This window comes from Trueperella bonasi (assembly GCF_030811535.1).
In the GTDB taxonomy this organism is placed as follows: domain Bacteria; phylum Actinomycetota; class Actinomycetes; order Actinomycetales; family Actinomycetaceae; genus Trueperella; species Trueperella bonasi.
The window spans coordinates 424217-447438 of sequence record NZ_JAUSQX010000001.1; the positions used below are offsets into that span (position 1 = coordinate 424217).

Annotated in this window: 18 protein-coding genes; 8 read left to right on the forward strand and 10 right to left on the reverse strand. The window is 58.3% G+C overall.

Features of this window, described 5'->3' with window-relative positions:
• Positions 1-39: 39 nt before the first annotated feature.
• Positions 40-1695 (reverse strand): glucose-6-phosphate isomerase, encoded by a 1656-nt coding sequence (gene pgi, locus J2S70_RS01985; RefSeq protein WP_307682074.1) that lies wholly within the window; start codon positions 1693-1695, stop codon positions 40-42.
• Between the two features lie 101 nt (positions 1696-1796).
• On the opposite strand from pgi, the gene J2S70_RS01990 reads away from it, so the two are divergent.
• Positions 1797-4067, forward strand: a complete 2271-nt coding sequence (locus J2S70_RS01990) for a 6-phosphofructokinase (RefSeq protein ID WP_307682075.1) — start codon at positions 1797-1799, stop codon at positions 4065-4067.
• A 23-nt stretch (positions 4068-4090) separates the two neighbouring features.
• Here the strand turns inward: J2S70_RS01990 and J2S70_RS01995 are convergent, their stop codons facing one another.
• From J2S70_RS01995 to sucC, 5 genes are all read right to left on the reverse strand, one after another.
• Positions 4091-4369: a DUF3017 domain-containing protein gene (locus J2S70_RS01995; RefSeq protein WP_307682076.1), complete on the reverse strand. Its 279-nt coding sequence runs from the start codon at positions 4367-4369 to the stop codon at positions 4091-4093.
• A gap of 24 nt (positions 4370-4393) precedes the next feature.
• Positions 4394-5965, reverse strand: a complete 1572-nt coding sequence (gene purH, locus J2S70_RS02000) for a bifunctional phosphoribosylaminoimidazolecarboxamide formyltransferase/IMP cyclohydrolase (RefSeq protein ID WP_307682077.1) — start codon at positions 5963-5965, stop codon at positions 4394-4396.
• 40 nt (positions 5966-6005) lie between these two features.
• A complete protein-coding gene (locus J2S70_RS02005; RefSeq protein WP_307682078.1) occupies positions 6006-7184 on the reverse strand; it encodes a cell division protein PerM in 1179 nt (392 codons plus the stop codon).
• A gap of 170 nt (positions 7185-7354) precedes the next feature.
• Complete coding sequence (gene sucD / locus J2S70_RS02010) at positions 7355-8278, reverse strand: succinate--CoA ligase subunit alpha (RefSeq protein WP_307682079.1); 924 nt, start codon at positions 8276-8278, stop codon at positions 7355-7357.
• 10 nt (positions 8279-8288) lie between these two features.
• Entirely contained in the window at positions 8289-9461 is a 1173-nt protein-coding gene (sucC, locus tag J2S70_RS02015; protein WP_307682080.1) for an ADP-forming succinate--CoA ligase subunit beta, read from the reverse strand.
• Between the two features lie 175 nt (positions 9462-9636).
• Between sucC and J2S70_RS02020 the strand changes: the two genes are divergently transcribed.
• The 3 genes from J2S70_RS02020 to nrdF all read left to right on the forward strand — a co-directional run bounded on the left by J2S70_RS02020 (position 9637) and on the right by nrdF (position 12093).
• On the forward strand, positions 9637-10383 hold the full coding sequence (locus J2S70_RS02020; RefSeq protein ID WP_307682081.1) for a hypothetical protein: 747 nt from the start codon (positions 9637-9639) through the stop codon (positions 10381-10383).
• 233 nt (positions 10384-10616) lie between these two features.
• Positions 10617-11057, forward strand: coding sequence for a class Ib ribonucleoside-diphosphate reductase assembly flavoprotein NrdI (gene nrdI / locus J2S70_RS02025; RefSeq protein ID WP_307683355.1), 441 nt, complete (start codon positions 10617-10619; stop codon positions 11055-11057).
• A 7-nt stretch (positions 11058-11064) separates the two neighbouring features.
• A complete protein-coding gene (gene nrdF, locus J2S70_RS02030) occupies positions 11065-12093 on the forward strand; it encodes a class 1b ribonucleoside-diphosphate reductase subunit beta (RefSeq protein ID WP_307682082.1) in 1029 nt (342 codons plus the stop codon).
• Between the two features lie 35 nt (positions 12094-12128).
• On the opposite strand, the gene J2S70_RS02035 is transcribed toward nrdF, so the two are convergent.
• Positions 12129-14234: an acyltransferase family protein gene (locus J2S70_RS02035; protein ID WP_307682083.1), complete on the reverse strand. Its 2106-nt coding sequence runs from the start codon at positions 14232-14234 to the stop codon at positions 12129-12131.
• Positions 14231-16825, reverse strand: a complete 2595-nt coding sequence (gene pcrA, locus J2S70_RS02040; RefSeq protein WP_407702623.1) for a DNA helicase PcrA — start codon at positions 16823-16825, stop codon at positions 14231-14233. The genes J2S70_RS02035 and pcrA overlap by 4 nt, the downstream gene beginning before the upstream one ends.
• Before the next feature lie 329 nt (positions 16826-17154).
• On the opposite strand from pcrA, the gene J2S70_RS02045 reads away from it, so the two are divergent.
• Together J2S70_RS02045 and J2S70_RS02050 are read left to right on the forward strand one after the other, a co-directional pair.
• Positions 17155-17397 (forward strand): type II toxin-antitoxin system Phd/YefM family antitoxin, encoded by a 243-nt coding sequence (locus J2S70_RS02045; RefSeq protein WP_307682084.1) that lies wholly within the window; start codon positions 17155-17157, stop codon positions 17395-17397.
• The gene (locus tag J2S70_RS02050; RefSeq protein WP_307682085.1) at positions 17394-17774 is read left to right on the forward strand and encodes a type II toxin-antitoxin system death-on-curing family toxin; all 381 of its coding nucleotides are present in this window, start codon (positions 17394-17396) and stop codon (positions 17772-17774) included. Before J2S70_RS02045 ends, J2S70_RS02050 begins: the two co-directional genes overlap by 4 nt.
• A gap of 65 nt (positions 17775-17839) precedes the next feature.
• Here the strand turns inward: J2S70_RS02050 and guaA are convergent, their stop codons facing one another.
• Both guaA and J2S70_RS02060 read right to left on the reverse strand, forming a co-directional pair.
• On the reverse strand, positions 17840-19102 hold the full coding sequence (gene guaA, locus J2S70_RS02055; RefSeq protein WP_407702624.1) for a glutamine-hydrolyzing GMP synthase: 1263 nt from the start codon (positions 19100-19102) through the stop codon (positions 17840-17842).
• Positions 19103-19190: 88 nt separating this feature from the next.
• Positions 19191-20183, reverse strand: a complete 993-nt coding sequence (locus J2S70_RS02060; protein ID WP_307682086.1) for a pseudouridine synthase — start codon at positions 20181-20183, stop codon at positions 19191-19193.
• 139 nt (positions 20184-20322) lie between these two features.
• On the opposite strand from J2S70_RS02060, the gene pta reads away from it, so the two are divergent.
• Both pta and J2S70_RS02070 read left to right on the forward strand, forming a co-directional pair.
• A complete protein-coding gene (pta, locus tag J2S70_RS02065) occupies positions 20323-21954 on the forward strand; it encodes a phosphate acetyltransferase (protein WP_307682087.1) in 1632 nt (543 codons plus the stop codon).
• A gap of 57 nt (positions 21955-22011) precedes the next feature.
• On the forward strand, positions 22012-23184 hold the full coding sequence (locus J2S70_RS02070) for an acetate/propionate family kinase (RefSeq protein WP_307682088.1): 1173 nt from the start codon (positions 22012-22014) through the stop codon (positions 23182-23184).
• The last annotated feature ends 38 nt before the right edge of the window (positions 23185-23222 follow it).

The window sequence follows — 23222 nt, forward strand, 5'->3', positions numbered from 1 at the left end:
CTGCACAGTTCCAGGCCCGCGCCCCGCAAGAATCAGTCTCTACTTGCTCCGCTTTTCTAGGTAGTAGTTAATCAGGCCGCGCGTCGAAGAATCTTGCTTCGCGATCGCCTCCTGATCACCGGCAACCGCAGAAGTGAGCTGATTAGCCATCTGCTTACCGAGCTCAACACCCCACTGGTCGAAGGAGTCAATGCCCCACACGATGCCCTGAACGAACGTGATGTGCTCATACAGCGCAATGAGCTGCCCCAGCACAGACGGCGTCAGGGACGGCGCCATGATCGACGTCGTCGGCTTGTTGCCCGGGAATTCACGGGCGGTCACCAGGGCCTCGTCCACGCCCTCAGCGCGCACCTCATCGGCGGTCTTACCGAAAGCGAGCGCCTTGGTTTGGCCGAAGAAGTTACCGAGGAAGAGCTCGTGCTGATCGGCCTCGCTATCCTTGAGCGGGAAGGTCGGATTCGCAAAAGCAATGAAGTCAGCCGGAACCAGCTGCGTGCCCTGGTGGATCAGCTGGTAGAAGGCATGCTGGCCGTTCGTTCCGGGCTCGCCCCAGAACACCTCTCCGGTTTGCGAGGTCACCGGCGAACCGTCCCAGCGCACACGCTTACCGTTCGATTCCATGGTCAGCTGCTGCAGATATGCCGCAAAGCGGTGCAGATACTGCGAGTAGGGCAGGATTGCGTGCGTTGGCGCACCAACAAAGTTGACGTAAAAGATATTCAACAAGCCCATCAGCAGCGGCACGTTACGCTCGGCGGGCGCCGTCGCAAAGTGCGTATCCATAATCCTGAAGCCGCCCAAGAAATTCGAGAACGCCTGCGGGCCAATCGCAATCGCTAGCGGCATGCCGACTGCGGAATCCACCGAGTAGCGGCCGCCAACCCAGTCCCAGAATCCGAACGCGTTCTCCGGATCGATGCCGAACTCGGAAACCTTCTCCAGGTTCGTTGACACTGCGATGAAATGCTTGGCAACCGCACCATCGGTGGAAATGCCGCGCTCCTCGAGTTTACTCAGCAGCCACGAGCGCACCTGGCGCGCGTTCGTCAGCGTCTCGAGCGTCGTGAACGTCTTCGAGGCCACGATTACCAAGGTCGTCTCTGGATCGAGGTCCTTGAGCGTCTCGGACACGTCAGTCGGATCAATGTTCGAAATAAACCGGCACTCCAAGCCTTCCTTCACATAGGGCTTGAGAGCTTCGTAGGCCATCACCGGGCCGAGATCGGATCCGCCAATGCCGACGTTCACGATTGTCGTCAGCGGCTTTCCTGTTACGCCCGTCCACGACCCGTCCCGGACCGCGTCCGCGAACGTGTACATCCGCTTGAGAACCTCGTGAACCTGTGGGATCACGTTCTCGCCGTCCACAAGAACCTCGTCGTCCTTTTCGCGGCGAAGCGCGGTGTGTAGCACGGCGCGATTCTCGGTCACATTAATCTTTTCGCCGCTAAACATGGCGTCGCGACGTTCGGCCAGGTTAACCTGTTCGGCCAGCTCGATTAGGGCCGCCTTGATATCTTCAGTCAAATACGACTTCGACATATCAACATAAAGATCGCCTGCCTGGTACGTAAACTTCTCAGCGCGCGACTCGTCCTCGAACCACTTGCGGAAATCAACGTTGAGTTCCGCATGAAGCTGGCCAAGGCGGCCCCACGCATCGGTGAGTGTTGCATCAATAGGGGTTGTCATGTCACTCCTCAAAAAGACCATATTGGTAATGGCATTCTATCTAAGAACCAGTCGCAAAATGTGAGAGAATCGAAACGGACGCTTTCTTTGAAGGAGATCTCTTGGTAGCCGATACAAGCGCAACAAAAATCAAAATTGGAGTCCTCACCTCAGGCGGCGATGCTCAGGGGATGAACGCTATTGTCCGAGCAGTTGTTCGTACGGCCCTTCAACTCGGCGCGGAACCCTACGCTTTTCTCGAGGGTTGGCGTGGGCCCGTTGAAGGGGGCAACCTCATCAAAAAGATGTCTTGGAGCGACGTTTCCTCAACCATCAACAAAGGCGGAACAGCAATCGGCACGGCGCGTTCGGACGAGTTCCGTGAGCGCTCGGGGATGAAGAAGGCCGTCAAAAATTTCATCAAACACGGCATCGATCGGCTGGTTATCATTGGCGGAGACGGCACGCTGACGGGCGCCGACGAACTGCGTGCTCTGTGGCCAGAGCTTCTTCAAGAGCTTCTCGACGACGGCGAAGTGAGCCCCGAAGAAGCCGCCACTCACGAAAAACTGATGATTGCCGGCGTCGTTGGCTCAATCGACAACGACCTCGTGGGAACCGATATGACGGTCGGCGCGGATTCGGCGCTCCACCGCATTATCGAAGCGATCGACGCCATCCAGGCGACGGCGGCCTCTCACCAACGCACGTTCATCATCGAGGTGATGGGGCGCCGGTGCGGATATCTCGCCCTCATGTCGGCGATCGCGGGCGGCTGCGACTACGTGTTCATCCCCGAACTCCCACCGGCCGATGGCTGGGAGGAAGAGCTAGCTGACAAGCTTCGCCGGGGCCGCGAAAACGGCCGGCGTGATTCGCTGATCGTCATCGCCGAAGGCGCAACCGACCGGGATGGCACGCCAATTTCCGCCGACGACGTCCAAGCGGCCATCAAGGAACGTATGGGCGAGGATGCCCGAATTACGTCGCTTGGCCACGTGCAGCGCGGCGGAATTCCATCCGCCTACGACCGCTGGATGCCAACCCTCCTCGGCTACACCGCCGCTTATGAAATGTTCCACGCCACCCACGAAACCGAGCCCATGATCATCGGCACCCGCCGTAACAAGATCACGCGTTTGCCGATGATGGAAGCGATCGCGAACACACGCAAAGTCGCCGAATACCTTAAAGAGGGCGACTGGGATTCGGCAATGGCCTCACGCGGCGGGCACTACCGCGAAATGTACGACCTGTTTAACACCCTTTCCTCCCCCGAAGCTCGCGAGCGCTCGGAGGATTCCAAGCGGATCGGCATTTTGCATGCTGGCGGGCTAGCACCGGGAATGAATCCCGCTGCCCGCGCCGCGGTCAAGCTCGGCATCGACCGCGGCTACACGATGCTCGGCATCGAGGGTGGTTTCCCGGGTTTGCTCGATGGCAAGGTTCGCGAGCTGAAGTGGCACGACGTCGAAGGATGGGCCGAAGACGGCGGCGCCTACCTAGGCACGCGGCGCACAATCCCCGAGCTTGACCACTACTATGCGCTCGGCCGAGCCATCGAGGAAGCAAAACTCGACGGCCTTATCGTTATCGGCGGTTTCAAGGGCTACCGCATGGTTTATGAGATGCAGCGCGAGCAGGAACGCTACCCGGCGTTCAAAATTCCAATCGTGCTCGTTCCCGCTTCGATTGACAACAACTTGCCCGGTTCGGAGTTTTCGATCGGCGTGGACACCACGTTGAATTGGAACACGGCCACGATTGATCGGATTCGGCAGTCGGCTTCGGCTTCGCAGCGGTGTTTCGTCGTGGAAACAATGGGCCGTAAGTGCGGATATTTAGCGCTCATGAGTGGTTTGACGACGGGCGCCGAGCAGGTTTACCTGTATGAAGACGGCGTGACGCTCGGCCAGCTCGCTAAGGACACGAAGAAGATGATTCGTTCCTTTGATTCGGGCCGCCAGCTCTATCTGGTGGTGCGCAACGAGAATGCTTCGGAATATTACAGCGCCGACGTGATGGGCAATATTTTCGAAGAAGAGGGCGGCCATCTGTTCGATGTGCGTTCGGTGATTTTAGGGCACGCCCAGCAGGGCGGCAACCCCGTGCCTTTCGATCGAACGCTTGCGGTGCGGCTGGTTAACGTTGCGATGGCAAAGCTTCAACAGCAGCTCGATGAGGGTCGGCACGGTTCGTATCACGTTGGGATGATCGACGGTGAAATCCAGAGCCGGCCGGCGGCGCATATGCCCGAACTGATCGATATGAACGACCGGCTTCCCTACGATCCGTGGTACTTGCCGTTAAAGAACGTTGTTCACATCGTGTCCGATCAGACATACGACGGCGATCTCGAGCAGCTCCACATCGTGGCCGATGCCGAACGCTAGGTCTTAAATCCCCCTCGGAGGTCTCAGACTGGCGGAGTGTTACCCCAAGGTGCCAGCGCGATTAGCAAAACGGCGAAGATAACTGCGACGACGGCGTCGTGCGCTTTAGACCTGACCCGCGGCACGGCACCGTCTGGCAAGACTACTCGTGCGAATGCGAAGACGAGCAAGGAAACAGCCAGCGCGTACGTTGCCGTCTTCACGTCCGCAATAAAGCCAATTGCTACAACGGCGCCGATCCACCCTGCCAGCAGAACATAAACCGGCGCGGGAGGGAACTTGCGGCTTTTCGTCGTGTCCATAAAGCCAGTGTATGTTGTGGGCGATCAGTGGGCGAAGTGGCGCGTGTGCGTGAGATACATCGTGATTCCCGCGGTGCGGGCAGCTTCGATCACCTCATCGTCACGGATGGAACCGCCGGGTTGTACGACGGCGCGCACCCCGGCGTCGATGAGAACCTGCAGGCCGTCTGCAAACGGGAAGAAAGCATCCGAAGCGGCGACGGCGCCTCGGGCCCGCTCGGTGCCATGTGCGTTGGCCCGATCAACGGCGAGCCGACAGGAATCCACTCGGTTGACCTGGCCCATTCCAATACCGACGGTCGCGCCGCCGGCGGCCAGCAAGATGGCATTCGATTTCACGCAGCGCACAGCTCGCCAGGCGAATTCAAGATCGGCGAGTGTTTCGGCGTCGGCGGCCCCGCCCGCGACCAGTTCCCACGCGGCCGCCGAATCACGCGCCGGAACCAGCTCGTCGCGCTCTTGGATCACGGCTCCCCCACTAATCGGCACGACATCAAGGCCCGGTGCCGCGGGCGCAATACGAACGATTCGCAGGTTCTTCTTCTCTCGCAACACCTCCAAGGCTTCCGCCTCGAAGTCCGGCGCCGCTATAACCTCCGTAAAAATCGGCGCGAGCTGTTCGGCCAATGCCTTTGTTACAGGGCGATTCGAGGCCACCACCCCGCCGTAAGCCGAAACCGGATCACAGGCATGGGCACGCTCGTGAGCGGCGCGGACGTCTTGCCCTATCGCTACGCCACACGGGTTGGCATGCTTGACGATCGCGACAGCCGGCTGCTCGTGATCGTCCGCAGCGCGGATGGCCGCCTCCGTATCCTGATAATTATTGAAGCTCATCGGCTTACCGCCAAGCAGTTCAGCACTGGCTAGACCGGTTTGCGAGCCGTCACCGTAAAGGGCTGCCTTCTGATGGGGATTTTCGCCGTAGCGCAGGTCTGTCATCTTGACCCACGTTGGATTTAACGACGCCGGTAGCGCCGCGGCTTCTTGCGGATATTCGGGCGCATCCTGCGAATGTTCATCGCTTTGTAGCTGTTGGGCAAGCCAAGCCGCAATCGCGGCGTCGTAGCGGGCCGTCACCGCGTAGGCGGATGCTGCCAATTCCCGCCGAAACTCGGACGTAAAGCCGCTGTCGAGCGCGGCGACTACTCGCTCATATTGCGCCGGATCGGTAACTACGGCGACGTCGTCGTGGTTCTTTGCCGCCGCGCGAATCAAAGCGGGGCCGCCAATGTCGATCTGCTCGATGGCCTCCTCGAAGCTGGCTCCCCTGGCCACGGTTTGCCGGAACGGATACAGATTCACTACGACGACGTCGATCGGCGCAATCCCAAGCGCCGCCATCTGCTCGCCATGCAGATCGCGCCGGGCAAGGATCCCGCCATGAATATGCGGATGGAGGGTTTTGACTCGGCCATCAAAAGCTTCCGGAAATCCGGTCACGTCCTGAACTGGTATCGCCGGAATACCTGCGCTTGCGATGAGCGAGGCGGTGGATCCGGTGGCGATAATCTCGTAGCCAGCCTGATGGAGCGCGCGGGCAAAGTCGCTGAGACCGGTCTTGTCAGAAACAGAAATGAGGGCACGGCGTGTCACAAAAACCTCCTAGAGGGCAATGCCGCCATTGTACGTGCGTCTAAGAGTGCTCCTGCGAATCGTCCACGTCTTGCCCGGGCGAAGCCTCCGCTGGCTCACGATCTTCTTTGAACTCGTCAATCCGACTACGGACGCGCTCAATCGTTTCCTCGTGAGCCACGACGCTGCCGAGCAAAAACGGCAAACCGACAATGAGCAGCGTGAATCCGAAGAGCACAGCCGGGGTGGGTCCCGTTACTTGCATGCGGCCCGGGCCAATCGCACCGGATGCCATGAGGCCGAGCAGGGAGGCGATCATGGCGATAGTCGATACCGAGATCGCCGTGCGGATAAGGGTTTGCTTGAAAACGATATTTTCTCGGCGGGTGACGATCACGCCAAGAACAGTGAAAACTACCGCGATGATGATCAGCACCCATGGCCGCCCTTGAGACACTTCTGGTAGAGCGCCGAACACCGGAATCGCTGGAAGCGGTGCAGCCTCAACGCCAAGAACCGAGAATGCCGTCCCCTCACCAACAGCAAAGCCCGCTCCAAGAAACCAAGCCAGCGCCCAGACAATCCCCACAGGCACATATGCAAGTTGAAAGAGAACAAGCCCCACGCTGCCGATCATGCCGGTGAGATAAGAACCGTGGATCTCCAGTATCCGCGACCAACCTAAAATCACTGCTAGAACGCCGACAACCACGCTCGCGATTGCGAGTGCCCGCAGCAACAGCCTGATTCGATCCCAAGATTCGTACGCCCACTCCCATTTCAGCAGCTCATGGCGAGCGGCGGCAGTCGCCGTCGTCGCCCCAATCACGAACGCACCGAAAATCGCGGGCCACCAGGCACCGGAGGGCTGCATAAGCAAACCAATCACAGCGACTGTACCGGCTTGGGCAAATCCCGCGCTCGCAACCTCGCCCCACGTGGATACTTGACGCTTGCGGAAAGCCACGTAACTCGCGTAAATGGCGATAAAGGTGACCGTTAGCGGCATGAGCGAGACCGGAGTGCCACCGATGCTGAGCTCCCCGCCGTAGGCAGTCATCCACCAACCGGTCCCAAGGCGAGCGGCATCCGTCCAGGTGGTATCTCCAAGCATCGGAGCCGATGCCGTAAGGGTGTAGAGCACAACCGTGAACATGACCATGGCCAGCCACGTAAAAAATGGCGCCGCCAGCGCGCCGCGGGCTGCCACAATTTCACGGGAAAAGTCGATGGTTTTCACTCCTCCATCGTTCCCCGAACTTGGGCTCGGCAAGGAAAAGCGCAGCGGCGTGTTGGTCACTTCCTAAGTGAAGGCTTCAGCCATTTGCTGTGAGAAAACCCCCGGATTTATGCAAAATCGTTCACAGAAATCCTCAAACTCACAACAAATGGCTCGACCGCCCGACACCCCTACCGATTTGCCAGAATTTCCCGGGCCAGATTAGCGGTTTCAGTAGGGGTTTTGCCCACTTTCACGCCAACAGCCTCCAAGGCCTCCTTTTTCGCCTCCGCGGTTCCGGCAGAACCGGACACGATCGCGCCCGCGTGCCCCATCGTTTTGCCTTCGGGAGCCGTAAAGCCCGCAACGTAGGCCACAACCGGCTTCGATACGTTCTCCTTGATGTAAGTAGCCGCGCGCTCCTCGGCGTCGCCGCCGATCTCCCCGATCATCACGATCAGCTCGGTTTCGGGATCTTCCTCGAATGCTTTGATCGCATCAATATGGGTCGTTCCAATAATTGGATCACCGCCAATGCCGATTGCGGTGGAGATCCCGATATCCGCAAGTTCGTACATCATCTGGTACGTCAGCGTGCCAGACTTCGACACCAAGCCAATCTTGCCCGGACCCGTAATGTCGGGCGGCGTAATGCCCACGTTCGACTGGCCTGGCGTAATGATTCCCGGGCAGTTCGGGCCAATCAGCTGCACGCCTTTCTTCTGAGCATAAGAGAGGAATTCGGAGGCGTCTTTCACCGGAATTCCTTCGGTGATAATCACAACGAGCCGCATGCCGGCATCGACCGCATTGATCACGGCCTCTTTGGCAAATGCCGGTGGAACGAAAATCACGGACACCTCGGCCCCCGTGGCGTCCTTCGCCTCTTCCACGGTGCCAAATACGGGAACGGCTACCGTGCGTGCCTCGCGATTGTCCTTACCGTAGCCAATCGGCTCAACCTCAAATTCGATGGACTGGCCAGCTTTGCGCGGGTTAGTTCCGCCCACGATCTGAGTTCCGGCACCGAGCATTCGCCGAGTGTGCTTTTGGCCTTCGGCACCGGTCATGCCTTGGACGATGACCTTATCGTTTTTATCGAGAAAAATAGCCATTGTTCAACCTCTACTTTGCTGCCAGCTTGGCCGCCTGTGCGGCAGCGCCATCCATCGTGTCTGCGAGCGTGACCAGCGGGTGATTTGCTTGTTCTAAAATCGCCCGGCCTTCTTCGAAGCGGTTGCCGTCCAGTCGCACAACTATCGGTTTGTCCGCCGTATCACCAAGAATTTCCAAGGCGGCTACGATGCCACGTGCCACTTCGTCGCATGCTGTGATTCCGCCGAACACGTTCACGAATGCGGACTTCACATCCGGATCGTTGAGCACGACGTCGAGCCCGTTCGACATCACGGTTGCCGATGCGCCACCGCCGATATCGAGGAAGTTCGCCGGACCAACGCCGTATTCTTCGCCGGCATAGGCGACGACGTCGAGGGTCGACATGACGAGCCCCGCGCCATTTCCGATGATGCCGACGCAGCCGCCGTCGAGCTTCACATAGTTCAAGTCGAGCGCCTTGGCTTTTGCTTCAAGCGGGTTTTCGGTCCGCTTGTCAACGAGCTGCGCGTGTTCTTCGTGGCGGAATGCGGCGTTGTCGTCAAGCGTGACCTTGCCGTCGAGCGCGATGATCTCACCCTCCGGGGTTCGCACGAGCGGGTTCACTTCGACGAGCGTGGCATCTTCCTTCGCGTAAACATCCCACAGCTTGAGAATCACCTGCGCGACCCGCTTACCCAGCTCCGGTTCGAAGCCGGCCGCGCCGACGATCTCCTGCGCCTTCGTCTCATCGATCCCCACGAGCGGATCCACCGCGATGCGCGCGAGGGCCTCCGGGCGTTCCACAGCGAGTTGCTCGATATCCATGCCGCCCTCTTTCGAGCACATCGCAAGGTAGCGGCGCTCCGAGCGGTCGAGCAGGATCGAGAAATAATATTCTTCAGCTATGTCAGAACCAGCAGCGATAAGCACACGGTGAACGGTATGGCCCTTAATGTCCATCCCAAGGATGTCTTGAGCCTTATCGCGTGCCTCTTCCGCACTGCGAGCAAGCTTCACGCCGCCCGCCTTGCCGCGCCCACCGGTTTTCACTTGTGCCTTCACGACGACGAGGTCGGTTTCCTTAAGCAGCTGCGTTGCTGCGTCGAATGCTTCTTCTGGGGTTGATGCGATTTTTCCAGCCAACACGGGCACTCCGTGCTTGGCAAACAGATCACGAGCTTGGTATTCGTAGAGATCCACGAAGTGTCCTTTCGCTTGGCGAATCGGCCTAATTGTCTCGGCGTCGAGAGAATTTCTTCGAGCATACCGAAAATAGACGTGGATCACATGCTATTCGGGAAAGTTCCAGATACTTTTCTTCACATGAGTGCGGCACTACACTGCTATCCTTGGGTGCTCTCACCCAAGTGAAAACATGAATCGAAGAAGACGTAAAATTAAAGAAGTTCACCTCACTCGCAACTGTTGCGATGCAGTAACTTCTCTCGCTGCATGCAGCTCCGACGAGGACGCCGAAAAAACGTCAGCAGACAATGAAAGCTCACAAGAGGCAGCCCCCGGAGACGATGTCTCGAAGTTCAAAGAGCTACTCAAGACCCGATACGACGAAAACTGGCCATCGTCGATGGGCGTAGGTGCGGACGACTACGACGCGTGGGTGAACTGCGCGGCCGAGGCCGGTCTCGTCAAGGCTGCCGCCAATACCAGCTCGCTCAACGTCTCAGTAGAGAACGCCGAGGCGTGGGCCGCATGCGTGCTCCCCAAGATCGAGGATGACCTCACGGACCAAGACCGCAACAGTATTCTGCTCGGTCATACCCCAGTAGATGAGCCCGCAAACACCAAATTCTACGAAGCGTCCAAGGAGTGCTTAGACGCTGCGGCAACTGCAGAGAAAGAGGCGAATATGCCGACGGACGATAAGCTCCAGACCGGCATCCGTTCACTTCTTGACCGCGCTGAGGCACAGGAAAAGCTCGGAGTCGACTCCGCAGTTGTTGACGAAATTGCCCAGTGTATGGTTGCCCCCTTGAAGGAGGAAGTCGACGACGTTGACGTTCTGAACACGATTGCCAACGGAGATGCAAATCTCCCCATCGATGTGACCAGAAAGTTCACAAGCACTATGACTGATTGTGGTCTAGAGGTCATGGGACAGTAAATTCAATATCGCGAAAGCGATGAGGGGCGACGACGGGCGGCCGTCGTCGCCCCTTTACTGTTTATGTCACTCGTGTCCCGGCTTTCGATTGCTCACGCGAAATCCGGGAATTAGATGCGGCGAACTAATATTTTGGGCGCCCCTAACTTTTGCTACACTAAGCGGAGCTAATCCAGATAAGGCTCGAGAAAGAGGAAGCAGTGCGTTCACGCCCCACGTCCTCGCGCTTCACCATGCGGCCCATTGCGGCACAGGATTCCCCTTCCGTCGTGTACTTTTCGTCAGTTTCCGAGAACACAAAACGCTTTGTCGAAAAACTCGGCCTACCAGCCATTCGCATACCGCTGCGCCCCGCGCGTGAGGGCATGATCCAAGTCGTAAATCCCTACGTTCTTTTCGTCCCCACCTACGGCGGCGGCAAACAAGCCGCATCGGTACCAAAACAGGTGATCCACTTCCTCAACGACCCGACGAATCGATCCCTTATTCGCGGCGTCATTCCCTCTGGTAACAGGAACTTCGGCGTCGATTACTGCAAGGCTGGCGACATCATCTCCGCCAAATGCGACGTTCCCGAGCTCTACCGTTACGAGCTAACTGGTACAAGCCTCGATGTCCGGGAAGTCCGCGGCATCATCACGTCCCTTTTTGAAAACACCAATTCGCAAACCTGAGGAAATCATGACCAATAAAGTTCCCCCACATGTGCCCATCCGGCAAGCCACCGTCACGCCTCCGCACTATCCGAAGGATCCTCTGGCCCGATTTCGTCCGATCGATTGGAACACGCTCGTCGACGAAAAAGACCACGAGGTCTGGCATCGACTAACCACAAACTTCTGGCTACCCGAGAAAATACCACTGGCAAATGATATTCCTTCGTGGATGTCGCTCACCGATCAGGAGCGAGCAGCTACGCTCCGAGTATTCACGGGTCTCACAATGCTTGACACCCTTCAAGCATCGGTGGGAGAAATTAGCCAAATCCAAGATGCCCGAACCGAACACGAGGAGGCGGTCTACACCAATATCGCCTTCATGCAAGCCGTCCATGCCAAAAGCTATTCCTCGATCTTTTCCACGCTTTCTAATAGCGAAGATATCGAAGACGCCTATCGTTGGGTGGTCAACAACGACATCGCGCAAAAGCGCTTGACCATTGCGCTCGAACACTACTATGGGGATGATCCGTTAAAGAGCAAAGCCACCGCAACACTGGTTTCGTCACTACTTTTGTACCCAGGTTTCTACTTACCCCTGCATTGGGCAGCCCGCGGTAAGCTGATGAATTCAGCTGATATGATCCGGCTCATTCTTCGCGATAAAGCGGTTCATGGCTACTACTCCGGCTACAAGTACCAGCGCGGATTAGACACGGCGTCTGCGGAGCGCAAGGAAGACATGCGGATTTTTGTTGACGAGCTCAGCGATGACTTCTACGAGCTCGAGGTTGCTTACACCGAGGAGGTCTACGGCCCGCTCGGGCTTGCCGACGACGCCACCGCCTTTGTTCGTTACAACGCCAACAAGGCATACATGAACTTGGGTTATGAAGAAAAATTCACTCCCGAGGAATCGGCGGTAAAACCCGAAATACTTGCGGCCCTAGCTCCTGATTCCACCGAAACTCATGACTTCTTCTCAGGTTCAGGTTCCTCCTACGTCATTGGTGTGGCCGAAGAAACGGAAGACAGCGACTGGGAGTTCTAAAGCCTGCCCACTAGCGCATACCTAAATCATCGCGATCATGGTTGCGTGGAGCGCGGCTCCTCGGATAATTCAGCCGAAAACTCAGCCACGGATTCTGCCATCAGGTTGCCGTAAAAGTTCGCTCCCTCAAGTGAAGTGTGCGTTTGATCGACTTGCAGCAGCTCAGGATTCGCCGAAGCCGCCGCATGCCAATCGATCAGTGTAACGTTCGGGTACTGCTCGGCCACCTTGGCTAGGATCGCGTTCGAATCATCGATAAAAGTCGAGGGCGAATAGAGATTAACAAGCAAAATCATGCGTTCTTGACCGAGCGCTTGGATAACGCGATAAACATCGTTTTCGTCCGGGATACCCGCATTAGTACCAAAGTGAACGACGACGACCCGCCCGATCGAGTCCTCCGCCAGGCCCGCTTCAACCAGCCCAAGCGCATCCGACCATTTGAGATTTGATTCGGCAAGGAAGTTCATTCCCGGCATCGCAGCCTCAAGGCCGGTCTTTGAGGCCACCACCATCGAATCCCCGATCGCCGTGATCTCACTCCATTCCGGCATCGACGTATCCAAATTCGGAGACAGTTCTTCTGGCGGCGCCAAGATATCAGCCCCGGGGGTTGCCTCGCCGTCAGCTTTGTCGACCGCCGTTTCTGCCTCCTGCGCCTCGATCATGAGCTGCGTCTGGCTCTTCGCCGGCGCCACGATAAGCCCGACCGCCGTCGTTATCACTAAAGCCGCGAGCACAACCGCGCCGAACTTTCCAACCACGGTGTCAACGACGGCGTCGCGAACATAACGCATGGACGCCCGGATCCCATTTTTCCGAATTGGGGTTTCAACAAGGCGGTAAGACAGTTCGCAAATAATTCCGGTCCCAAGCAGGGCAACGGCAGAACGCAGGAGGTACTCTCCCGAGCCGATCGCGGCGGGCCATAAAACCGCGGCGATTACGAGCACTGGCCAATGCCACAGGTACAGCCCGTAGGAGCGTGTGCCCAGCCAGCGGGTAACTTTGCCTTCGCCAATCATGGCGAGAATCGAATCCGGGGCCAGCAAAGCCGCGATGAGAACCGCGGTGACAAGAGAGGCCAGGAACATGCCGCCGAGGTAGGCCCACGGCCCGGTATCGGGCATGATCCCCATAAAAATAATTAAGATCGCGAGCGCCGCCCAGCCGTACCCGGCCGAGTACCGCCGCCAATGTTCGCGCCCGAGTACGCTCGCGTTCGGATCAGACCAGATGAAGGCGAGCCCCACTCCGATCGCGATGCCAAAAGAATGGGTGTGCGTGCCGTAGTAAAGATTCGTGAGATTGTCGCCGTTGTAGAGGGCCATCATCAAACCGGCGGAAGTCAGCGCCAGTACAACAGCGAGGGCGAGCCGCGCCTTCCACGTTGCCAGCACTACCAGCACCACGATCATAATCAGCGGCCACAGCAAATAGAACTGTTCTTCGATCGCGAGCGACCATAGATTTTTGAACAGGTTGGGTGTGGTTTGGTCGAAGTATGAAGAGCCGTGCAGGATTTCGAGCCAGTTCGTGGTGAAGGTGAGCGCGCCGAGCACTTGGCGTGGTGTGCCGACGAGGAGGTCGCGGTGGGTGGCGAGTGCCGCGGGAATCACGATGATAATGAGGAGAATCAGCGCTGGGAGCAGCCTTCGGATTCGGCGCTGCCAAAATCCTTTAAGGTCAATGAAGTTGTAGGTGCGGTCTTCACGCAGGAGCAGGGTGGTGATAAGGAATCCCGACAGCACGAAGAACACGTCGACGCCAAGGAACCCGCCGCGTACAGCACTTGGGAACACGTGGTAGGCGATAACCGCAACGACGGCGAGTGCGCGCAAGCCGTCCAGCCCCTTAATGTATCCGCCGTGATCGGACATCGGCGAGGGCGGCGCTTTGACGGTCCGCCGCGAGCCTGGCCGGCTCCTGCCAACCGGATCGCGGGGCGCCAGTTTGCCGCTTTCGTCTCTTGACGCGATTCGAGACACTCGCTCTCGGCCATCTGTAGCGCGGGCGCGCGTCGTGCCAGACGCCGATGAACGTGAATCCAGCGAATGAGCGGGAGCGTTTTCACCGGGCACGCAAGCTGGCCGGTTCTCGCCTGAACCGCCGCGAGATGTTCGAAGTCCGTATTTGCTCATGCTTTCTCCAAAGGTGCGAAGCGAAGCATGAGGCGCTTCGTTGGCCCAGAATTAAATTTCACCTTGGCGATAGTGGATTTGCCTTTGCCCTCGAATGAGAGCACTTTGCCCACGCCGAACGACTTGTGCCGCACGGTATCGCCGACGGCGAGCCCGCCCGTTTCGGGCACGGCCGAGTTGGCGCCGGGCTCATTTGTGGCCGCTGCTGCACCAGCCTCGGGGCCGGCTGCTTCCGTCGCCGACGCCTTTCCGAATTTGCTCGCCTTAAACGTGGATGACGCAGGCTTTGATCGCCCATAAGCACCAGACCCGCTCCCGAAAGCCGGAGCGAAATCGTCGTCCTCGTCCCAAGTTTTGGTGTAACGCGCCCGTCCCCAAGCGGCGGAACCGCGCAGGGTTTGCATGGCGGATTCGTCGCGGCGCCAGTCGATGGTCTCGGCGGGAATTTCTTCAAGAAAGCGCGAGGCGGGCAGCTCTTGCGGGGCGCCCCACTGCGAGCGCGAACCGGCCCGCGTGATGAACAGACGTTGGCGGGCGCGCGTGAAGGCGACGTATGCGAGGCGCCGCTCTTCTTCGAGTTCATCCGGCGAATTCATGGCCCGAATGTGCGGGAATGTGCCGTCTTCCATGCCGGTCACGAACACGGCCGGGAACTCGAGACCTTTCGCTGTGTGAACGGTCATGAGCACGACCTCCCCCTCGCCGCCGTCCTCATCCGGGATCTGGTCGGCATCGGCCACAAGCGAGATCTGGTCAAGGAAATCCGCGAGCGTTCCCCCCTCGTTGACCACCCGAAAATCGGATGCCACAGAATGCAGCTCGGCAAGGTTTTCAACGCGTACCTCATCTTGCGGATCGTTCGACTTTTGGAGCGTTGCCACATAGTTCGAACGATCCATCACTTCGTCAAGAATATCGGCCGGTTCGGCACCTGCTTCCGCTTTGGCGCGCAGCTCTTCGAGCATTTCCACAAATTCGGTCATTGTTTTTGCGGCACGTGCCTGCGGGCCGTCGACGGGCGAGCGCCCGGCCTCGATCGCTGCCTCCGGATGCGCGACATCGGTGAGCGCAGCACCGAACGATATTCCCCAGCGCGCTGCGTGTGCGGCTACGGATTCCTCGGCTTTCGCGCCCAAGCCGCGCCGGGGCTCGTTGAGTATCCGGCGGATCGACACCGTGTCATCAGGATTGGCGATCGCCTGCAGGTAGGCGATCGCGTCCTTGATTTCTTTGCGTTCGTAGAACTTCGTGCCGCCTACAACCTTGTAGGGGATTCCCGAGCGCACGAACATTTCTTCGAGTGCTCGCGATTGCGCATTCGTCCGGTAGAACACCGCGACATCGCCGTATTTCAGTCCGGCATCGCGCAGGGTGTCAATCTCCTCAACGACGAACGAAGCCTCATCCGATTCCGCATCAGCGACGTAGCCGACGATCTTTTCTCCCGCGCCCGAATCGGTCCACAGCCGCTTCGGCCGGCGGCCCGCATTATTTGAAATCACTGCGTTCGCCGCTGAGAGGATATTTTGCGTAGACCTGTAATTTTGTTCCAACAGAATCGTCGTAGCGTTCGGGAAATCCTCCTCGAAGTCTTGAATATTTCGGATCGTGGCGCCACGGAAGGCGTAGATCGACTGGTCGGCGTCGCCAACCACCGTCAGCTCGCCGTGTGGCTCGTCGCTCTCCTCGCCCACCAGCTCGCGGATTAGTTCGTATTGGGCCACGTTCGTGTCTTGGTATTCGTCCACGAGCACGTGGCGGAACCTGCGCCGATAATGTTCGGCGATCTGCGGGTGCTGACGCAGTAGCTGGACTGTCAGCATGATCAGATCATCGAAATCCACGGCGTTCGCAGCTCGTAGGCGCCGCTGGTATCCGAGGTAAGCTTCGGCAACGACGGCGTCGTCGCGATCAAGCTCCCCGCGCGCGAATTCCTCTGCGCCAATCATTTCGTTTTTGAGGTCGGAGACTCTGCGCAGGAGCTTCTTGGGCGGATGTTGCTTGGTGTCGATGTTTTCCTCGCGGGCAACCATCGTCATGAGCCGGTTCGAATCTGCGGAGTCATAGATTGTGAACGTGGAGCGCATGCCGAGGGCTTTGTGTTCGGAGCGCAAGATACGCAGGCAGGCGGAGTGGAAGGTGGAGATCCACATGCGCCGCGCAGTTGGGCCAATCATGTGTTCGAGGCGCTCGCGCATTTCTTTCGCGGCCTTGTTCGTAAACGTAATCGCAAGAATTTCCGAGGGGCGAACGCGGCCCGCGGCGATCATGTAGGAGATTCGCGTGGTCAGCACGCGGGTTTTGCCCGAACCTGCTCCGGCTACAACGAGCAGGTGCCCGCCTTCGTGGGTAACAGCCTCGCGCTGTTGAGGATTAAGCCCGTCGAGCATCTCCTCGAGCTCGGCGTTGCTACGTTCACGGGCCGGCTGGCCGGTGCTGTGCTGGGTTTCCCATAGCGACTCTTGCACCTGGCGCGAGGTAGCCGGCGGGTTGATTTGTGGCTCGCAGCGGGAGATTCGCGCATTGCGTTCCTGCGCGGCAAGCACCTTGGCGCGCAAACGATCGGCTGGGGACATGTTCTGTTCAGACATAGCCCCTTCAGCCTAAATCAGCCCTCCGACAATTCACGGCAGGCACCCCGATGCCGCTCGGCACCGCACCTCAACTCGGTTGCTGACATTTGAGGGACGAATCCAGCACGATGTTGCTATATACGAAGATCGATCCGAAATCGTCCCTCAAATTCCTCGGCATTACGAATGTAGGCAAATAGGTGCCGTGGGCGGGCACCCAGAGTTCGGCAATTCGCGTGTTAAGAGCCCCGTTTAATTTGGGTTCCATGCACAACCCAAGCCTACATAATAGGATGAATACATCCTAGAGTTCGTTGTAAAGTGTCTACGGATAAGGAGATGCAAATATGAAGATAGACACCGAAACACTCGTTTCTATCACGGAAGCGAATCAAAATTTTTCTAGAGTTGCCCGCCTAGTCGACGAAAAAGGATCTGCAGTAATTTTAAAGAACAATGTGCCGAGGTACCTTATTGTTGAATTTGAAGCTGCCCAAGAAATGCAACTGGCATCAAACGAGACCGTAGACGAAATTTCTCAAAGATTAATTGAGAAAAATCAAGCAGCTTATAAAGAGCTAGCTAAATGATTCATCTTTCAAAAGAGCAAGTCTTAAAGCTTCACTCCGATCTCATCAGTAGCACTGGTGGATTGGAGGGAGTAAGAGATGCAAATCTCCTTGATTCTGCATTAGCATCCCCCTTTCAAAATTACGAGGGAAAAGACATCTTCCCTTCCCTCCACCAGAAAGCAGCGCGGCTTGGCTTCGGCCTCATTTCGAACCATCCCTTTGTTGACGGCAATAAGAGGACAGGCGTACACGTCATGCTTGTTTTTCTTGCTCTGAATGGAATTGAGCTGGAATATTCTCAAAAAGAACTTATTTCTCAAATATCAGCTATCGCCTCCGGTCAAGAAGGATATGACGAACTCCTTGATTGGATCATCACCCATCAAGTGGATTAAGCGCTAATTCGCATCATTCGCTAAGTTCCGTTTCCTCAAAGGCTCGCATTCACTAACACTATATTTTATTCCCACTCGATGGTGCCCGGAGGCTTGGCCGTCACGTCCAGCACAACCCGGTTCACACCATCAACTTCGGCAATGATCCGCTCCGAGATCCGCGCCAGCAAATCGTAATCAATCCGCGTCCACTGCGCGCTCATCGCATCTTGCGATTGCACAGGCCGCAACACAATCGGATGGCCGTAGGTGCGCCCACTCTCGCTCACGCCCACCGACCGAACGTCGGCCAGCAACACCACGGGGCACTGCCAAATTTCGCGATCCAGCCCGGCAGCACTCAGCTCCTCGCGCACGATTGCATCGGCTTCGCGCAACAGATCCAGACGCTCACGATCAACCGCGCCGATAATCCGAATGCCCAAGCCAGGCCCCGGGAACGGCTGACGCCACACCAGCTTCGCATCAAGCCCGAGCTCCTCGCCAATCACCCGCACCTCATCTTTGAAAAGATCACGCAAGGGCTCTACAAGCTCAAAATCTAAATCTTCGGGCAACCCACCCACGTTGTGATGCGATTTCACGGACACCCCGCCATCGGCGGCAAGCGATTCAATCACATCGGGATACACGGTCCCCTGCACGAGGAACTTGATGTCCGCGCCCTCGGTGCCGGCTTCCTCAAGAAGCTGCCGCTGCGCGGCCTCAAACGAACGAATGAACTCCCGCCCGATAATCTTGCGCTTTTCCTCCGGATCGCTCACGCCCTCAAGCGCGCTCAGGAAACGCTCCGATTCATCAATCGCTAAGATTCGCATGCCGCGAGCGCCCGCGTAATCACGCACAACCTGCTCGGCTTCGCCTTTGCGTAGCAAACCGTGGTCCACGAACACGGCCGTAAGCTGGTCGCCAATCGCTTCATGCACGAGCGCCGCCGCCACAGACGAATCCACTCCGCCTGACAGCCCAACAATCGCACGCTTATCCCCCACTTGGGTGCGGATTTTCGCGATCTGATCGTCAATCACCCCGCGCGCAGACCAATTCTTCTCCAGCCCGGCAACCGCCAAAAACTCTTCGATCGTCGCCGAATCGAATTCGCTAGCCTGCCAGTCCATTTCCAGCACAGGCGCGTCAAGCCCCTCAACGACACCAGTGGCACCTCGTGGCACGACCACCGCCTGCGGATCGCGCTCGAGCAACCGCTCCTTCGACCACGCCGCCGGCGCAAGCTCAGAAAAATATCCGGCCTTTCGGACCAGCCGTGCAACCAGTTGCACATTCGGGGAACCATCATCAATTACAAGCACAGGGCGTATTTCATTCACGCCACTAGTTTACCGCGCCCGGCTATCGTCCCGAAAGCTGCTCGCCACCGCCCCGAAAGCGGCCAGCCACCCCGAGCTACCACCCACACTAAACCACCAGCTCCGGCGCAAGCGCCAAGGTTCGCCGAGTTTTCACGACGACGTCCGTGCCATCCACCGGGTCCCTAAACGCCAACTGGGCCGCCAGCAACTGGGTCGGCAAATCGCGTGCCGCCGTCGCCTCCAGACTCAGCACATCCGGGTACAACGGATCGCCTACAATCGGCGCACCCAAATGATTCATCGTCGCCCGCAGTTGATGCAGACGCCCAGAAATCGGATGCAGTTCATACAGCGCAAGCCCATCCCCCAACTCGCGCACCATCCGAATATGCGTGCGCGAATTCGGCTCCCCATCCACAACATCGACGGCAATCGCGCCCGCCTCCCGCTCAATCCGCAGATCCACCGTCGCCCAACCATCACCGTACTCATCGCAGGCAACGCGCGCCCGGCCAGCCGCCACCGTCCGCATATCCACCGCAGGCGCCACCGCGAAATACACCTTGTGCACCTCCCGGCGCGCGAACAGATCCTGGTACGGCCCACGCCAGGCCGGCTCGCCCGTCAGCAACACGAGTCCGGCCGTCTCCGCATCTAGGCGATGGGCAGCCACGACGTCGTCGTTATGAAACTGCCGCCGCGCCGCCACCGTCACCGTTTTAGCCACGTACATCCCCCGCGGAATGGTCGCGATCCCATGTGGTTTATCGACGACGACGAAACGCTCGGCCCGGTGTACGACCTCCAGCACAATCGGCTCGTCCGGCTCATCAGGAACCGGGCGGAAGATCCACACTCGCTCACCTGCGCGATACGGATCATCGGCCCGCGCCGGAGCAGAAAAGTCAAAGAAAATATCGCCGCGCTCAAAAAGCTTACGCCCTGATTCACCGAACCGTTCCCGGGCCCACTCGCCCAAACACGCGAAATCCGCATCCGGCAACATCACCGGCGAGGCGTTTACTCCCGCGCGAAAAGCCGGCCGTAGCTCACGCTGGCGCTCGGAGCGGCGCTGGCTACGCGGGCGTCGTCGACTCATATAACCTCCTCTAACGCAACTATCGTGCGCCGGTTTTCGGCTGATTGCCAACTTGCCCACCGCCGCGGGTAAAAACGTGCGACGATAGTCCTGTTGCGCATGCTTAAGTCCGCATGCCTCACAATGACGAGAGGATGACATGACCAAGAGTGTCTATTTGACAGCAGCAGAGGGAAATTCTGGTACGCGCGCAGTGGCACGCGTCGTGATCGATCAGCTTTTGAACGATTATCCAAACCTCGGGGTTTTCCGCGCTTTCACGAACGGACCAATTAACTCCGACGACGAGTTCAAGGACCTTCTGGCGCAGGTCGGCCGTGAAGAGGACCTCGACGTCGCGTGGGGCACCACCAGGCAGGCGTACTTCGTTGATGAAGAGGCCGCCATGACCGACCTGGTGAAGCGCTATACCGATTACGCACACGGCTTTGACGCGGTTTTGATCCTTGGTTTACTCGATGGCGATCCCGTCAATCCAGACATGCTGGCTCGTACTGGCCGCGCCGCCGCCAACCTTGGAACGTCGGTCTTCCTCATCATGTCTGGCGCCACCCGCTCGCCGAAGGAAGTGGTAGACACCTCGCATCTTGTGGCGCAGGTGATCCAGAAGGAGAACGCGCCCATTTCCGCGATTGCTATGACGCATGCGGATCGCGAGCTTGAGCAGACTCAGGATCCGAAGGGCGAGCACACCCCGATTATCTACTTCTTCGACGGCGAAGAGGTGGTGCTCGAGGATCACGATCGCGAGGTTATTAAGGGCGCTATGGAACACGGCTCAGACGTGATCACGCCACTGAGCTTCCAGTCTTCGCTGATTTCCAGGGCGCGCGCGGATCGTAAGCGGATCGTGTTGCCGGAGGCTTCCGACGAGCGCATTTTGCGGGCTGCCGACGAGCTGATCGCCCGCGAGGTTGCTGACATCATTCTGGTGGGCGACGAGGCCGATATTCGCGGCCGGGCCGAGGCGCTCGGGCTCGATCTGAGCAAGGCCGAAATCGTTTCGGCGCAGGATCCGCAGCGCATCGACAAGTACGCCACCGAGTTTGCACTCCTTCGCGAAAAGAAGGGCGTCACCTACGAGCAGGCCGTTGAAACGCTCAAAGATCTATCCTATTTCGCCACCATGATGGTTCACATGGGCGACGCCGACGGCATGGTGTCCGGCGCTGTGAACACGACGGCGAATACAATCGTCCCGTCCTTCCAGATCATCAAGACCAAGCCGGGCACCAAGCTCGTTTCCTCGTGCTTCCTCATGCTGATGGAAGATCGCGTCTACGTGTACGGCGACTGCGCGGTAACTACCAACCCGAATCCGGAACAGCTGGCCAGCATTGCCGTGTCATCGGCCGAAACGGCCGTCCAGTTCGGAGTTGAACCGCGCGTTGCAATGCTGTCCTACTCGACCGGCACGTCGGGCGCGGGGCCGGACGTCGACGCCGTCGTTGAAGCAACCGCGCTAGCCAAGGAAATGGCGCCGGAGCTGCCGATCGAAGGGCCAATTCAGTACGACGCCGCGGTTGAGCCGAACGTCGCCGCTAAGAAGCTACCCGATTCCGAAGTTGCCGGGCGCGCCACCGTGTTCATTTTCCCCGAACTTAATTCGGGCAATATTGGGTACAAGGCCGTGCAGCGTTCCGCCGGTGCCGTAGCCGTGGGACCGGTCTTGCAGGGATTGAACAAGCCGGTCAACGATCTTTCCCGCGGCGCGCTCGTCGAGGACATCGTCAACACAGTTGCCATCACGGCAATTCAGGCGCAGGCATAGCAACCGCCGTCGTCGAAACGGCACAAACACAGGCACATACAGAATAGGAGAACTCCAGTGACAGTACTGGTCATTAATTCCGGATCATCGTCGATCAAATATCAGCTGGTTGACCCGAGTAGCGGCGAATCGATCGCCGTGGGTCTGGTGGAAAGGATTGGCGAGTCAACGAGCCATCTGGAACACGAGTACGACGGCGAAACCTACGAGTTGCACGAACGGATCGCCGACCACGGCGAAGGCTTGCGCCTCGTGATCGACATGTTCAACGAGCACGGGCCGAACCTCGAGGAGGCCGGCGTGCAGGCCGTGGGCCACCGCGTTGTGCAGGGCGGCAAGTATTTCGACAAGGCCGTGATCATCGACGACGACGTACAGGCCCGTATCGAAGAGCTCGCGCCGCTAGCGCCGCTCCACAATCCCGCGAACTTGAAGGGGATCGAGGTGGCGCGTGAACTATTCGACGTGCCAAACGTGGCCGTGTTCGATACCGCGTTCTTCCAGGCGCTGCCAAGGGAATCGGCCACTTACGCGCTTGATCGTGAGGTTGCCGAGAAGTATCAGATCCGCAGGTATGGTGCACACGGCACGTCGCACATGTTCGTCTCGCAAAAGGTGAGCGAGCTCGAGGGGCGCGATGATCTCAAGCAGATCGTGATGCACTTAGGTAATGGTGCATCGGTGTCGGCCGTGAAAGAAGGTAAGGCGGTTGACACGTCGATGGGCTTGACCCCGCTTGAAGGCCTCATGATGGGTACCCGCACCGGTGATATTGATCCGGCTGCCGTGTTCCATCTTGCGCGGGTGGGTGGCATGTCGATTGATGAGATTGACACGCTATTCAACAAGAAGTCCGGCCTAAAGGGGCTTGCCGGTGACAACGACATGCGCGCTGTGAATCAGCTTGCCGCCGACGGTGATGATAACGCGCTCGAGGCACTTGAGGTTTATGTGCATCGCCTGTTGCATTACATCGGCGCGTACTCGGCCGTGATGGGAGGGCTCGACGTGCTGACCTTCACCGCTGGCGTTGGCGAGAATGACAACCTCACGCGTGCCGCCGTCATCAAGAGGCTCGAACCTTTCGGGATCAAGCTCGATGAAGAAAAGAATGCGCAGCGCTCGAAGGAGCCGCGTGTGATTTCCACCGAGGATTCAACCGTGAAGGTGATGATTGTGCCGACGAACGAGGAGCTGTCGATCGCTCAGCAGGCGGTGGCGCTGCTCTAGGTATGGTACTGGTCTGGTGGTGCTGTCGCTCGGGCGGT

Excerpts from the sequence above, each read along its gene's own strand:
- pta (WP_307682087.1), top strand. The coding sequence starts at position 20,323 with ATGACCAAGAGTGTCTATTTGACAGCAGCAGAGGGAAATTCTGGTACG.
- J2S70_RS02035 (WP_307682083.1), bottom strand. The coding sequence starts at position 14,234 with ATGAGCAAATACGGACTTCGAACATCTCGCGGCGGTTCAGGCGAGAAC.
- J2S70_RS02060 (WP_307682086.1), bottom strand. The coding sequence starts at position 20,183 with ATGAGTCGACGACGCCCGCGTAGCCAGCGCCGCTCCGAGCGCCAGCGT.
- sucD (WP_307682079.1), bottom strand. The coding sequence starts at position 8,278 with ATGGCTATTTTTCTCGATAAAAACGATAAGGTCATCGTCCAAGGCATG.
- nrdF (WP_307682082.1), top strand. The coding sequence starts at position 11,065 with ATGACCAATAAAGTTCCCCCACATGTGCCCATCCGGCAAGCCACCGTC.
- pgi (WP_307682074.1), bottom strand. The coding sequence starts at position 1,695 with ATGACAACCCCTATTGATGCAACACTCACCGATGCGTGGGGCCGCCTT.
- J2S70_RS02050 (WP_307682085.1), top strand. The coding sequence starts at position 17,394 with ATGATTCATCTTTCAAAAGAGCAAGTCTTAAAGCTTCACTCCGATCTC.
- J2S70_RS02045 (WP_307682084.1), top strand. The coding sequence starts at position 17,155 with ATGAAGATAGACACCGAAACACTCGTTTCTATCACGGAAGCGAATCAA.
- pcrA (WP_407702623.1), bottom strand. The coding sequence starts at position 16,825 with ATGTCTGAACAGAACATGTCCCCAGCCGATCGTTTGCGCGCCAAGGTG.
- nrdI (WP_307683355.1), top strand. The coding sequence starts at position 10,617 with ATGCGGCCCATTGCGGCACAGGATTCCCCTTCCGTCGTGTACTTTTCG.
- J2S70_RS01995 (WP_307682076.1), bottom strand. The coding sequence starts at position 4,369 with ATGGACACGACGAAAAGCCGCAAGTTCCCTCCCGCGCCGGTTTATGTT.
- J2S70_RS02020 (WP_307682081.1), top strand. The coding sequence starts at position 9,637 with ATGAATCGAAGAAGACGTAAAATTAAAGAAGTTCACCTCACTCGCAAC.